Origin of the sequence: Methylorubrum pseudosasae (genome assembly GCF_029504475.1) — a bacterium.
Lineage (GTDB): Bacteria > Pseudomonadota > Alphaproteobacteria > Rhizobiales > Beijerinckiaceae > Methylobacterium > Methylobacterium extorquens.
Genome location: NZ_JAQGDU010000002.1, coordinates 2040005 through 2052196, shown reverse-complemented (window position 1 = coordinate 2052196; position 12192 = coordinate 2040005). Strand labels below are relative to the sequence as shown.

The 12192-nt window shown below is 64.2% G+C and carries 15 protein-coding genes; 6 read left to right on the top strand and 9 right to left on the bottom strand.

Features of this window, described 5'->3' with window-relative positions:
- Positions 1-407 precede the first annotated feature (407 nt).
- Positions 408-1811: a hypothetical protein gene (locus M2437_RS10510; protein ID WP_253387353.1), complete on the bottom strand. Its 1404-nt coding sequence runs from the start codon at positions 1809-1811 to the stop codon at positions 408-410.
- Between the two features lie 432 nt (positions 1812-2243).
- Here M2437_RS10510 and M2437_RS10505 point away from each other — a divergent pair, with 432 nt between their 5' ends.
- Both M2437_RS10505 and M2437_RS10500 read left to right on the top strand, forming a co-directional pair.
- Complete coding sequence (locus M2437_RS10505; protein ID WP_277570277.1) at positions 2244-2561, top strand: hypothetical protein; 318 nt, start codon at positions 2244-2246, stop codon at positions 2559-2561.
- Between the two features lie 8 nt (positions 2562-2569).
- Positions 2570-3094, top strand: a complete 525-nt coding sequence (locus M2437_RS10500; protein ID WP_253387351.1) for a hypothetical protein — start codon at positions 2570-2572, stop codon at positions 3092-3094.
- 122 nt (positions 3095-3216) lie between these two features.
- Here M2437_RS10500 and M2437_RS10495 read toward each other — a convergent pair whose 3' ends face one another.
- The 4 genes from M2437_RS10495 to M2437_RS10480 form a co-directional block, all read right to left on the bottom strand.
- A complete protein-coding gene (locus tag M2437_RS10495; RefSeq protein WP_253387350.1) occupies positions 3217-3591 on the bottom strand; it encodes a hypothetical protein in 375 nt (124 codons plus the stop codon).
- On the bottom strand, positions 3591-4115 hold the full coding sequence (locus M2437_RS10490; protein ID WP_253387349.1) for a hypothetical protein: 525 nt from the start codon (positions 4113-4115) through the stop codon (positions 3591-3593). The genes M2437_RS10495 and M2437_RS10490 overlap by 1 nt, the downstream gene beginning before the upstream one ends.
- A gap of 13 nt (positions 4116-4128) precedes the next feature.
- Positions 4129-4464 carry a Pam3-gp28 family putative phage holin gene (locus tag M2437_RS10485; RefSeq protein ID WP_253387348.1) on the bottom strand — a complete coding sequence of 112 codons (336 nt, stop codon included), beginning with the start codon at positions 4462-4464 and terminating at the stop codon, positions 4129-4131.
- Positions 4465-4658: 194 nt separating this feature from the next.
- Entirely contained in the window at positions 4659-5144 is a 486-nt protein-coding gene (locus M2437_RS10480; protein WP_253387347.1) for a TIGR02594 family protein, read from the bottom strand.
- A gap of 77 nt (positions 5145-5221) precedes the next feature.
- Here M2437_RS10480 and M2437_RS10475 point away from each other — a divergent pair, with 77 nt between their 5' ends.
- The 4 genes from M2437_RS10475 (at position 5222) to M2437_RS10460 (ending at position 6520) form a co-directional block, all read left to right on the top strand.
- The gene (locus M2437_RS10475; RefSeq protein WP_253387346.1) at positions 5222-5452 is read left to right on the top strand and encodes a hypothetical protein; all 231 of its coding nucleotides are present in this window, start codon (positions 5222-5224) and stop codon (positions 5450-5452) included.
- A 135-nt stretch (positions 5453-5587) separates the two neighbouring features.
- Positions 5588-5740, top strand: coding sequence for a hypothetical protein (locus M2437_RS10470; RefSeq protein WP_277570275.1), 153 nt, complete (start codon positions 5588-5590; stop codon positions 5738-5740).
- Positions 5740-6081: a hypothetical protein gene (locus tag M2437_RS10465; RefSeq protein WP_253387345.1), complete on the top strand. Its 342-nt coding sequence runs from the start codon at positions 5740-5742 to the stop codon at positions 6079-6081. The genes M2437_RS10470 and M2437_RS10465 overlap by 1 nt, the downstream gene beginning before the upstream one ends.
- Positions 6074-6520: a hypothetical protein gene (locus M2437_RS10460; RefSeq protein ID WP_499006690.1), complete on the top strand. Its 447-nt coding sequence runs from the start codon at positions 6074-6076 to the stop codon at positions 6518-6520. Before M2437_RS10465 ends, M2437_RS10460 begins: the two co-directional genes overlap by 8 nt.
- Positions 6521-6531: 11 nt before the next feature.
- On the opposite strand, the gene M2437_RS10455 is transcribed toward M2437_RS10460, so the two are convergent.
- The 4 genes from M2437_RS10455 to M2437_RS10440 form a co-directional block, all read right to left on the bottom strand.
- The gene (locus M2437_RS10455; protein ID WP_253387343.1) at positions 6532-7473 is read right to left on the bottom strand and encodes a phage tail tube protein; all 942 of its coding nucleotides are present in this window, start codon (positions 7471-7473) and stop codon (positions 6532-6534) included.
- A 24-nt stretch (positions 7474-7497) separates the two neighbouring features.
- Positions 7498-8319 (bottom strand): S49 family peptidase, encoded by an 822-nt coding sequence (locus M2437_RS10450; protein ID WP_253387342.1) that lies wholly within the window; start codon positions 8317-8319, stop codon positions 7498-7500.
- On the bottom strand, positions 8316-9860 hold the full coding sequence (locus M2437_RS10445) for a phage portal protein (RefSeq protein WP_253389612.1): 1545 nt from the start codon (positions 9858-9860) through the stop codon (positions 8316-8318). Before M2437_RS10445 ends, M2437_RS10450 begins: the two co-directional genes overlap by 4 nt.
- Before the next feature lie 63 nt (positions 9861-9923).
- Complete coding sequence (locus M2437_RS10440) at positions 9924-12149, bottom strand: phage head-tail joining protein (RefSeq protein ID WP_253387341.1); 2226 nt, start codon at positions 12147-12149, stop codon at positions 9924-9926.
- Between the last annotated feature and the right edge of the window lie 43 nt (positions 12150-12192).

The window sequence follows — 12192 nt, the reverse complement described above, 5'->3', positions numbered from 1 at the left end:
GCGCGAGCGATGACGACCGCATGGCTGAGGTGCGGAAGCGAATGCTCGCGGCGCGTGGGGCTGAAACGAAGAGGCGTGCGCCGGCAGAAATGCCCCAAGGGTTAGCGACCCGTACGGGTGGGGGCCGACGCGCCCGGTGAAGCTGGCGCCGACTGCGGCGGAGGAACCGCGATGGTCCACTGGTCGGGCAACCGGCTGGTCCGGGCGTTGTTCAAGGCCGGTCCGAAACTGCACCAAGCCGCTCAACTCGGCGCCGCTCCGCGGAACGGAAGCTCGCCCGTCCGCCATCAGGCGCCGATGTAGGGCCGCGTGCGTTCGATCGCCGGCCCGATTTCCGGCCGGGTGGCGCCAGCAAAAAGCCCCGCGCCAGCGAGCTGGGCGGGGCTGATGAGCTATGCCCGCAGGGCTCAGCCGAAGTGTCCATCGTTGAAGGCAAGGCGGCCCTCAAGAGCGCCGTTCTGTAGGTAGTGCAGCATGGGATCGACACCGACGGCATTCACGTCCGCGTTGGCAGCCAGATAGCCCTTCGTGTCGAAGTCCGCTGCCGCATCGCGACCCTCCTTCCAGCCGTAGTCGTGGAAGTGGTCCAGAGGGTTGATCCCAGCGGCCGCGACATCCTTGTAGGCGTCGAGATAGCCCTTGGTGTCGAAGATCGCGTTCGGATCGCGACCTTCCTTCCAGCCAAACTCGTCGAAGTGCTGATAAGCGAAGTTGAAGGTGTCGCCACCGGCTGCGAGCGCGGCCTTCGCCACGTCAGCGTTGGCCAGCAGGTAGTACTGCGCGTCGAAGCCTTCGTGCTTGGCCAGATCGCTCGCATTGCCGACAGCAGCGTAGGCTTTGCGCCCCTCCGCTTGCCCGTTGTCAAGGAAGTGCAGCAGCGGATCCATGCCGGCCGCTTTCACATCCGCGTTCCGCGCTAGGTACAGCTCGTTGTCGAAAGCTGCTGAGGGGTCACGACCTTCCTTCCAACCGAACTGATCGAAGTGCTCCAGCGGGTTAATGCCTGCTTTGGCAACATCGGGGTTAGCCGCCAAATACGACGTCGTGGAGAAAAACGCATTTGGGTCACGGCCTTCGTGCCAACCGAACTGAGAGTAGTGCGCATCGGCGCTCGATCCGGAGGCATACACATCAAGATTCGAATGGGCGTAATATAAGTTGTCTATCAACCCGCCATTTAAATCGATAGACCCATCATCAAAAATTAGACGCTCTATGTTAACTAAATCAAGAGCTCCAATGTCTGTATTCAGGCTTGCAAAGCCCTTTCCAGAACCCGACAAATTAAAACTAGAAAGGTTGGCTTGAATAATTACTGTATCGTTGCCCGCGCCGCCATTGATTGTTTGCCCAGTAAGCGATGCAATGATTGTATCATTGCCTTGACCCGCGACAACATGAGCGGGAGCTCCATTCATAATTAGAACTGAGCCATTGCTATAAGATGCGCTAGTCCCATATCCTCCTGCATCGATGAATGTACTATCTATTATTTGACTAGCGTCAAGGGTGTCAATATTTGCCGACTGCACGAAATGCGATAGGCCATCGTTTGGAAAATATAAATATGTTACTATATCGCTATTATCTATAATATCGGGGTTTCCAATATAAAACCCGTAGTTTCCATCTCTATCAACATTGTCTAAATAGTAACTGTCTCCTGTTTTTATGGTTGCGATTGTTCCTCCGCTTGCGCTAATAGTTACTTCGCTGTAATCGCTATATTCAAAACCATCATACGTGAAGCTTAGATTAGTTCCATTTTCATCCCCTGCGGCAGTAAAGGAGAAGGAGCCAAATGGCGCCACACTTATTGTGTCCCCTATAGAATATCCGTATGATATTAGGTCTATGTTATATTGGGGCTGGGTCGGGTCGACGCGGACAAATTGTAATGACATGGCCATTCCCTCCTAGAATGATCAATTTTTATTATTCGATTCCAGGGGATTTTGTGAATAATTTCCGAGGTGCCGATGGAATATTTTGGCGTAGCTCCTCGAAGCTAGCTGCATAGCTCTGATGGTTAGCGACGGCTCGGTTGCTTGCCGATCATCTCAAGGTGCATCCGATCGCGTTGCAAAACACCGCGATCGTGATCTCGCCTTGAGTGCCTGTTTGAGGTCTTGATTTCAGGCGGGATTGTTGATGGTGTTGGCGGCCATGAGGCTGGCGACGCAAGCAGGGCGTCCCGTTGCGACGTCGAGGCGCTCCGCGCGTTCACGGTGTAGGCCACCCCAGTGGCTGAGCTAGCCAAAGACGCCGGCATGCCCCATCGGGTCGCGCTGGCCGCGTGGGAGACGTACGAGCGCCCGGCCTACGCCGAGACGGAGGGCCCGGAGGAATTCGGAAGGGATCTGGGCCTGGACGCGATGAAGCCGTGGGAGATCTACCAGGCCGTCTGCCGGGAGATCGAGCCGTCCGAGTCGAACCGGGATGAACGCTTGGCCGAGGTGCGACGGCGGATGGTTGCGCTGGCCGAAAGTGAGCCGGAGCGGACACTCTGCGCGATGCGCAAGCGGATGCTGGCGGCGACTACCCTAGGTAAAAACCACTGAAAATTGCTATGTCGAACGGGGACAAGATGTTTGAGCAAATGCTTTCAGCTGAGGCGTGGAAGTCTGTCGAAACAGGCAGCAAGTGGTTCGGAATTGCTTTTGGTTTCGCTTCTGCGTTTGCGACTTATGTGAATTATCAAGCAGGGCTCAATGCTAAAATTAGATCGGAAGAACCTCGGGGCATACCTTCAGCGAGCACAAATCTACACAGCGTGCAATCCGCAATGCAGCCGCTTTCGGCTTTGGTTGTTTCTCACGGCAGCGCCGAGGCAGACGATTACGCGCAGAAGTTATCTGCGGAGATGCCTTCCGGCAGTCAGGTAGCGCACATGCATTGGGAGAGCCTGCACGGCCTGCCGGCTAAAAGAGCGGATGTTCTATACGAAGCGAACGGTCTGGATCCGGCACCGTTGTTGGAATGGTTTAAATCAAGAGGCATCGAAGCCGCTGAAACAGATTTTGTCTTTATGCCGTGGTCAACCCGGATCAAAAATAAGGATAAGTTTTTTATACTGGTTGGGCCTAAAAAATAGGCTCTGTTGTCTTCTATTACCGATAAACGTAATCTTGTTGCTTTGGCGCTTAATGACAGAAAGAGAGCCCCGCCGCGGCTGAGCCGGGCGGGGCTGGGTAGGCGCTGCGATGTCGGGCGGTGTCATGGACGGTCTCGCTCGTGATGCGCCCGGTTCTCGATCGCCTGCTCTCGCTCGATCAGGCCTAGAAGTTCGGTCTGCCGCTTCGACTCCTCCCGAATGATGCGGACGCATTCGGAGATCCGCCCCGTGTCCTCCGTCTGCCGGCGGGCGAGGTCTCGCAGTTCGCGCATCAGATCGACCGCCTCGCGCGGCCCCTGCATGAAGGGCGGGGGCACGTCGGCGATGCCGGCCGGCGCGGGCGGCGGCAGGTGGTCACGGTCACCCCGCGCCCGGGTGACCATCCAGCCGATCAGCATCATGGTGCAGCCGCCGACGAAGACTTGAAGAAACTGCTGGGTCGCGATTACGTCCTTGAGGAAGGTCAGCCAATCCATCAGCCCCTGACCTCTTCGAGTGCTGCCAGAGCCTTACCGATCCGGCTCTTGCGCGACACGCCGTCCAACACGGCGATGTAGACAGAAATCGCCTCGAACCCGGCCAGCGTGCCGAACACCGGGATGACGAAGCTCGGAGCGTGCGCCACGGTGAAGGCGTCGTAGACCAAGGCCATGGCGAATTGACCCATGATCAGGCAGCCGATGCCGGCACCGACTGCTCGCGCGTAGGCGCCCTTCGGCCCGACGCGGACGTTGTTGATGTAGCCGTTCAGGAACAGCGCCATGACGCGCACGCTGCCGGCGCAGCCGAAGATCAGCGCCATGTTGGCCTCGCTGAACCCCATCTCAGCGATCGGCTTCAGCGCGTTCCGCTCCATCGTGTCGCCCGGCATGGCAAGGGTGAAGGCGATCAGCACCATCATCGTCGCCATGCACCATTCGAACAGGCGATAGGTGCTGTAGGGACCGGCGGAATGCATGGGCAGGAGCGGCCGGCGCGCTCCCCCGTTCGAGCCGGGCATGCGCCCCTCCTGCCTATCGCCGGGTCATCTCGTCCATCTGCCGCAGCTCGGCGGCGTCCACCGGCTGGACCTTGCCGCTGCCTGAAGCATGGGCCAGCGACGCGGAGGCTTTGATGACACCCACACCCGGGAGCTTCGCGGCCTGCGCGACGATGCCGGCCGGGCGGCGGATCCAAATGCCGTAGACCGCGGCCGCGATAGCAGCGACACCGCCGACCACGGCCGTCACAAGCGTGGCGTCGCTCGCGAAATCGACCTGCTCCTGAGTGAGCCAGCCGCGGGCGACGGCGAAGCCGCCGAAGAAGACAATGGCGAGGCGCAGCGCGCTCGCGATCTGAGCTGCGTTCATGGTGTCTCTCGATGTCAAGAGGATGCGCGGCGGGCCCGGCCGGCTCGGGATCACGAATTGGTCAAGCAAGGTCGAGGCGGCTTGAGCGCTGGCGGTCAGTCGCGCATGAGGCGACGCCGCTGGCTCTGCCCGATCAGTCCTGGGTCAGCGGCCGGCGGGCCGGCTCGTACCCCCCTCGCGGCCGGCTCGCTGAACTATGCCTCGCTCACACCCGAGCGCGCCCCGGCGATCGTCGTCGGCAGCGTGTGAGGCGCCGGCAGCGGCACGTCGGCCGGCCAGCGATAGGCGACGATCTCCGAGCGCTTGAACGCTGCCACGTTGACCGCGTCGCTCTGGTTGCCGCCGAGCAGGAACACCTGCGTAGCATTCGCGCCGACCACGAGACCGGTGTGCCCCTGCCAGGTTGAGTTGCCCCGCTTCTTCGTGGCGATGGCGCCGAGCGCGGGTGCCGGCAGTCCGACGCCCCAGGACTCGAACGACCGAGCTGCGAGGCTGCGGGAGCCGCGGTGGCCGGCGCGCTCCAGCACGGCATTCACGAAGGCCGCGCACCAGGCGGTGCTGTCGGTCTTGATGCCGGGGAAGGCCGGTACGCCTGCCCGGCCTCGGCGCGGGCGGCGATCATGGCGGCGGGAGTGGCAGGGCGAACCCGCACGCGGACGCCCGGCAGCAGGTCGAGCCATGACAATTCATCCGCCGGAACTGGCAGTCTGAGCATGCGAAGATCCTTGGTTAATGGCTTGATCGAACGGGGCTCGGCGTGCTGACTGCCGCGATGCCCTACGTGATGCTCTGGCTCTTCATGACGACCACCGGCGGCCTGACCTCCGGCAGCGTCGATTTTCCCACCAAGGAGGCCTGCGAGGCAGCTCGTAAGGAATTTGGCGGAATGCTAGTCAATCTCGCCGAAAGTACTGACCGGCCGCCGGGCCTGATGTTTGCCAACCCGCCGGAGATCCGCTGCATCCAGCGGACCACCGGTAAGCCCTGAGGGGAGATACGTTGGCACGCTATGCCGGCACCGGCTCCGTGCTATCATAGTTTCATGCAGGCACTCGCAACCCACTCGCGCCCCAGGCGCCGCGGCCCACCGCCAACCGGCAAGGGCACACAGGTCGTCGTGCGAATGCAGCCTGACCTCCTGTCCGCGCTGGATGCCTTCGTCACGGGAGACGGGGAAGGCTGCTCGCGACCCGAGGCCGTCCGTCACATCCTCTCCGACTGGCTCACCGGCCACGGCTATCTCCCGCATCGGGATGATCCTGAGGGGGCGAACTGATGAGTCGTGAAGACGACAAGGTCGATGAGCGCAGCAATGTTCAGTCAGAATTCGCATCTGATTTCAGTGTGGATCAGTTTAAGGAGGCGCTTGCGGCGGTAGGCGTCTCTTCAAGTTGCAATCTTTGTAGTGTCGATAATTGGTTTTACTACACCATAAATAATGCCGATGTTATATTGCGATGGTCATACGAATATTTGTCTGAAGATGGCGGCAGCGCAAGAGGATTAAGTTACTATACTAGGGCGTGCCTGAATTGTGGTAATATGCAAAGGTTTGCTAGAGTTAGCATTCAGGGACAGTATCGCAAGTTACAAAATCGGAAAAACTCCGATGGCTAGTCAATTTGAAAAAAGTGCCGACGAACAGTTGGCCGAAGTTCTGACTCATCAACGTTTCTCACCAAGGCCAGAGCACATGTCGCGTGAAGGCGGTGGGGGCGGTGGAGGCGGCTCGATGGAAGACGTGATCAGGCGCGTATCAGCCCTTGAGAAGGGCCTCGAAAAGCTTGACGGCAAGATCGACAAGCTCACCGAGCTTGTGAATGCCTTTGGGCTCAAAACGTCAGAGCGCCTAGGTGGCATTGAAAGCCGTTTGACGGGCATTGAGAAGACGCTCGATAGTAAGGCCTCCTCCGCTGATGTGAAGCTCGTCGAGGGCAAGGTATCCAGTATCCCCACCACGTGGCAGGTCGTGGGCCTTATGGGTGCGCTTGTAGTGGGCACGCTCGGAGGTGTCGCCGGCCTCGCCTTCGCGCTCGCTCGTTACCTTAAGCCGTAACCCGCTCCGCCTCAGTACGTCGTCACGTTGTTGCGCAGGGTAGCGATGACGGTCTTGCCGGACACGCTGTCCTTGGCCGCCTGCCAGTTGAAGGTGGCCTGCACGCCGTTCGGTCCCGTCACCGGGGTCTTCGCGCGCGGCAGGTAGACGGCGGGCACCTCGAACACGAGCGAGCGGCCGGCGTCGGTGACCCAGCCGAAGGTGAGCGCTACGGGATCGCCGGCGGTTGCCTGGTCGAGCAGGGTGGTGTCGCGGAAGCGGGTCGTGATGGAGCCGGACATCATCACCATGCCGGGGTCCGCATCCTCGATCCGACCGTCGCCGCGGATCGTCTCCACCTTCTCCAACTGGTTCGAGTAGGTGAAATCAGCCGAGGTGACGGAGGCGAGCGCCACGCCGCCACGGGTGATCGCACCCTGGAACGGGGAGAACCGCTCGATCGAAGCCTCGGCCGGCGTGCCGGCGGCGGAGGCGGTGAGCTTGTTTTCGCCCTGCGCGATCAGCCCGAGGGTCGCGGTGAGCAGGCCGGAGCGCTGCATCTGCACACGCATCGTGTTGCCGCGGACGCCGAAGTTCTGGCCGTAGCTCGGCACCTCCGGCAGGCCGATCTCGACGGTGCAGGACGGCAGGCTGATCGCGCCGGAGGAGAATACGTGTTCCTGCGCGCCGCCGACGGTCGTGGTGGTGGGCTGGCCCATGAACAGCTTCAGCCAGTTGCCGAAGTTGCGCAGGTCGATCGGCACGACCACGTCGCCGTCGTTGTTGATGACGTCGCGGGAGGGCGGCAAGGCCTCGCGGCCGTAGCCGAGCAGGTCGGACGGGATGAGACCCTGCTCCTCGCCGAGGTTCGACGAGACGAAGGGCAGCTTCCGGTATCCAGTGCTCGGCGGGGTGCCGTAGGTGGTCTCGAACGAAGCCGCCATGATGGCGTTCGCGCCGCGGGCTCTAGCCATGGGTCTCTCTCCTGGCGGGATGGTTCAGTTCAGGGGGTCGGTCGTGCCGTAGACGGCGACGATGGCGACGACGGCGAGGCGGGAGACGGGCGCACCTTCGGCGGTCAGCGGCTCGGTGCCGCGGGCCACGTCGGCGATGAACTGCGCCTCGATGCTGTCGAGGAGCGAGCGGATCTCGGCCGCGCCTTCCTCGCTCTGCGGATCGGGGCGCTTGTTCGGCGCACTCGACGAGACGATCTCGATCGACAGCGTGCCGGAGGCGTCCGGTTCGACCTGCTTCGGCACCGCAGCCACCACGCCGATAGACCCGACGATGCCGGTCTTCTCGACCGCGAGTTCACCCGCGGCCGAGGCGAGCCAGTAGGCGGCGGAGGCGCAGGTGCCGGAGACGTGCGCCAGGACGCGCTTGCGGCCACGCATGGCGTAGATCTGGTCGGCGAGCGCGTTGATGCCGGTCGGCGAGCCGCCGGGCGAATCCACCATCAGCAGAACCGCGCCGACCTCGTCGCTGTCGCGGGCGAGCAGGAGATCGCGCGAGAGCATCGCCGCCGAGGTGCCGGTGCCGGACATCTCGGTCATCAGGTTGGCCCGCGGGAAGATCGGGCCGACCACCGGGATGATCGCCACGCCCTCGCGGGTGAGCATGGCGTAGCGGGCGCCCTCCATGCGCTGTGCAGTCGGGCCCGCCGCGGCGGCGAGGTCGAGGCGGAACCAGTCCTCGCCCTCGGCGGAGCGGCGATCGGCGCGGCCGTCGCGGTCGAGCGCGGCGAGTGAGGCCATGAAGTGCAGATAGTCGGGACGGATCGCCCACGGCTCGGCCGTCAGGGCGCGTAGGGCGCTCGTCATTGCGGCTCCTTCGGGGGGGTGGACCGGGGCGGATCGTCGGGCTGTGCGGCGGCGGCCGGCGCCTTCTCGGCCTTGCGCCCGTCCGAGGTGTAGGAGAGCTTCATCTCGTCGGCCCGAGCGTTGTCGGCGGCGTTCTCGGCATCGACCTGCTCGACGTCGTAGCCGGCGCGAGCGACGACGCGGGTGCGCGTCGAGAAGCCCGCCTGGACCTCCTTCATCTTGCCTTCGACGTCCTGCACCGGGTGGATGTAGGACCACGCCTGCGGCACCCACTCGACCGCGTAGGCCTGCTGCCGGGTCATGCCGGCCGGCAACTTCAGCGCGCCGGAGAGCAGGGCGAGGTCGATCCAGCGGCGCCAGATCGGCCGGCAGAACTGGAACACGACGAGGTGATGCTGCCAACGCTCGACGGAACGGCGGAAGTCGTTGAGCGCCGCGCGGAGCGTGCGGTCGTCCATCTGGCTGTAGTCGCCGCTCAGCACCTCGTAGAGGAGCCCCACCGCAGCGGCGACGCTGCGCTTGGCTTCACGCACGAAGGGCTCGAAGTTCGCCCCGACGTCGGTGGGCTCGCACATCTCGACGTCTTCGCCGTCGGCGAGCACCTGCACCGTGCCTGGCTCCATCTCGACGACGGCCACGCCATCGTCGGTGGCGGGGTCGGAGCCCAGCGGCCCGCCGCCGGGCTCGCCGTCGTCCTCCGCGTCAAGGGTGCGCTTGATGAAGGCGACGAGGCGGGCGGCGTTCTTCTTCCGCACCAACTCGGCGTCGAAATACTGGTCGAGGTCGTAGAGGGTGCGCAGCGCCCGCGCGAGCCAGGGTTCGCCGCGGTCCTGGCCGGGGCGGCGGGCCCGGTAGAGGTGGCAGATGTCACCGGCCGGAACGAGCGTTTCGTCGATCCCGCCCGTGGCCATGAAGGCGTCACCGGGGTGCTCGCGGCGCAGGTAGTACCCGGTCCGCGCGCCGATCGCGTTGAACTGGATGCCTTGGCGGATGCGATTGGTCGCGTCCGTCTTCATGTGGTCGCAGTGATCGCCTTCCAGCACCTGCAATTGCAGCGGCACGGTGAGGCCGTCGGACAGGAGGCGGGTGCGCAGCCGGGTGAAGCTCTCGCCGCCCTCGACCATGCCGGTCACCGCGATGGCCTGCAGTCCGTAGAAGTCGTGCGCTCCGACCGAATCCGCCTCGTCGGTCCAGGCAAGGAACAGGCTCTGCAGGGCGGCGCGGAACGCGGCATCCTCTTTCCGGACCCGCTTCGCCTGTTCCTCGCCCATGCCCTCGACGGAGCGCGCCGCGATCGAACGTGGGACGATGCCGGTGCCGATGATGTTGTCGACGAGCTTGTCGACGGCCGCGCCGGCGAAAGCGTTCTTCCGGCTGAGATCCCGCGACTTCCGGCGCAGTTCGTCGAGCGCATAGGTGATCGCCGCGTTCGGCCCCCAAGATCCGACGCGCCAGGACTTCGAGCGCCGGCCGGTGCCGCCGGCCACCTCGTAAGGCGTGGGCACTGCGGCACCGACGCCCCCGGTGAGATCAAGCGCCATCGGCTCGACGACCTCGCCCGTGCCCTTCACCCGCAGCCGGGTCTGGAACGCTCCGGCCACCGATCAGAACCCGCTGGTGCTGATCAGGGATATGCGGCTCGTGCGCCGCCTCCGCGTGCCGGACAGCTTCGCGGCCTGGGCGTCGATCTCGCGGACGAGTTTCGCGCGCGCCCTCTCCATCTCGGCATAGCTCCGGTAGGTCGTGCGCCCGCCGTTATCGGCCTGCTCGATTGTCAAGGCACCGCTCGCCATGACACGGTCGAGGTTCGCGAGCTGCACGCGCAGCTTCGCGAGATCCTGAGAGGTCGTTTCGGTCATCACCACCTCGCCGGCCCTTTGCGGGCCACGCTGCGCCGCGTGCTGCGCTTCATGTTCCGGTCGGCCAGCGAGCCGGCGACCACGGCCGGGGCCGTCACCTCGCGAACGGGAGCAACCGACTCCCGCCGGATGCCCAAAGCGTCTTCCAGGCTGCGCCACTGCGTTTCGCGCCAGCGGTCCCAGCCGCGCATCGCCGGCGAGCCCGCGGGCATAGTTCGCGCAGTCCAGCCACTCGTTGCGGCGTCCGCCGATCGGCACCCATTCGCGCCGGGTCTTTCCCCGACTGAGGCTCACCACCAGTTCCTCGGCGGTGAGCTGCTGCACGCCGTCCTCGGGCACGTCCCGCGGCAGGTGGACGAAGCCGGCCGGGAACGCCGCGCCGGCAGCGGGGCGCTGCAAGCCGAGGCAGTTCATCAGCTCCTGCTTGGCGAGCGAGACGCCGACCTTGACCGTCTTCAGCCCGCGCCGGAGCTTCTTGCCCCTCTGGTTCGCGTCCTTGTTGCCGACGCCGAGGTAGATATTCGAGTAGCTGTCCTGGCCGTCGATCGCGTGGACGTTGCCGCGGCCGGCCTGTTGCCGGACGAAAGTGTAGACCACGTCGGTGAAGGCGCTCGAATCGATGCCCCAGTCCCGCACTGCAATCTCGGCGCCGCCCTGGTGCTCCCAGGTCTCGTCGAACATCGCCGCGAGTTCGGCCCAGACCGCCGGCCGGATGGTGTCGCCGGTAAGCACCCGGTGCTCGACGAGCCAGCGCTCCCGGTTGCGCCCGAAACCCCAGATCGAGACCTCGAGGCGGTCCTTCTGCACGTCGACCCCGGCGAACAGGATCAGCGCGCCGTGCGAGACCGTGCCGGTGTAGTAGTCGTCGCGCCGGGCGTAGACGTCCTTCCACTCCGGTGCGTCCACGCCCTCTTTCCACGTCCGGGCGAGCTGCGTGTTGAAGAAGGTCCGCAACGCTTCCGGCCCCCGTCGCAGCGCCCGCGCGAACTTCGCGACCGTCTCCTTGATGGTCTGCTTCGGCGCGTAGAGCTTGGACGCTTGCCCGCCCGCGTGCTCGTTCGAGACCGCCATCGTGCCGCAGGTTCGGCACAGCGCCCGCCGCACCCCGTGCGCCAGCGGTGCCCACTGCTCCGGAACCTGCTTCTCGCCGCAGCACGTGAACGGCTTGGTCTGGCGCCACTCGATCTTGCGCAGCGCCGCGAGCCGCTGTGCCGGGCTCCATGGCTTGTCGCAGGTGACGCACTCGTAGCGGGCGCTCGCGGCCAGGATCTTGCCGTCGTCGTCCTTGTCGAACTTGACCTGCTCCCACTCCATTGCCTGCCATGCCGAGCAGTGCGGGCAGGAGACGAAGGGCTTGCGCTGGTCGCTCTCCTCGTAGCTTGCCTCGATCGCGGAGCGGCCGGCGACGGTGGGCGAGCACGCGAGCACGGTCAGGCTGTTGGCCTTGAACTCGGCCTGCCGCTCCTCGGCCAGATCGATCGGCGGGCCCTCGCCGCCGGCCGAGAGCGGGTACTTGTCGATCTCGTCGCAGACCAAGAGCCGGATCGGCCGCATGGCGAGGTTGGTCGGGCTGTTGGCGCCCACGAGCGTGATGTGGCCCCCGGGAAACTGTTTGTGCGTCAGGGTCGCGCCGGCATCCCGCGACTTGGCCTCACCGAACAGTTCGAGGAGCTTCCTCGAATCCCGGATCATCGGCGCCAGCCGATCCTTCGAGAAGGTCTCGGCCGCGTCGTCCTTCGGCAGCACCGCCAGGATCGGGCATGGGTCTAGATGAATGAACCGCCCGAGGATGTTCTCGATCACGGTCGTCTTCAGGAGCTGCGTGCAGGCCATCAGCGTCATCTTGCTGACGCCCGGCTCCGTCGCCCACAGCATGGGCCCGCGCGCCACCTCGACCTTTGCGGTGATGAACTTGCCGCCGTTCGAGCTTTCCTTGCTCAGCTTCCGGAAGTTCTCGGCCCAATCCACCACGTTAAGGTTCGGCGGCGGGGTAAGGCCCTTGCGCCACGAACGC

Bases quoted from the DNA above. Each gene is read 5' to 3' on its own strand.
- M2437_RS10500 (WP_253387351.1), top strand. From the start codon at position 2,570: ATGTCGAACGGGGACAAGATGTTTGAGCAAATGCTTTCAGCTGAGGCG.
- M2437_RS10495 (WP_253387350.1), bottom strand. From the start codon at position 3,591: ATGGATTGGCTGACCTTCCTCAAGGACGTAATCGCGACCCAGCAGTTT.
- M2437_RS10490 (WP_253387349.1), bottom strand. From the start codon at position 4,115: ATGCCCGGCTCGAACGGGGGAGCGCGCCGGCCGCTCCTGCCCATGCAT.
- M2437_RS10485 (WP_253387348.1), bottom strand. From the start codon at position 4,464: ATGAACGCAGCTCAGATCGCGAGCGCGCTGCGCCTCGCCATTGTCTTC.
- M2437_RS10480 (WP_253387347.1), bottom strand. From the start codon at position 5,144: ATGGCTCGACCTGCTGCCGGGCGTCCGCGTGCGGGTTCGCCCTGCCAC.
- M2437_RS10470 (WP_277570275.1), top strand. From the start codon at position 5,588: ATGCAGCCTGACCTCCTGTCCGCGCTGGATGCCTTCGTCACGGGAGAC.
- M2437_RS10465 (WP_253387345.1), top strand. From the start codon at position 5,740: ATGAGTCGTGAAGACGACAAGGTCGATGAGCGCAGCAATGTTCAGTCA.
- M2437_RS10460 (WP_499006690.1), top strand. From the start codon at position 6,074: ATGGCTAGTCAATTTGAAAAAAGTGCCGACGAACAGTTGGCCGAAGTT.
- M2437_RS10455 (WP_253387343.1), bottom strand. From the start codon at position 7,473: ATGGCTAGAGCCCGCGGCGCGAACGCCATCATGGCGGCTTCGTTCGAG.
- M2437_RS10450 (WP_253387342.1), bottom strand. From the start codon at position 8,319: ATGACGAGCGCCCTACGCGCCCTGACGGCCGAGCCGTGGGCGATCCGT.
- M2437_RS10445 (WP_253389612.1), bottom strand. From the start codon at position 9,860: ATGGCGCTTGATCTCACCGGGGGCGTCGGTGCCGCAGTGCCCACGCCT.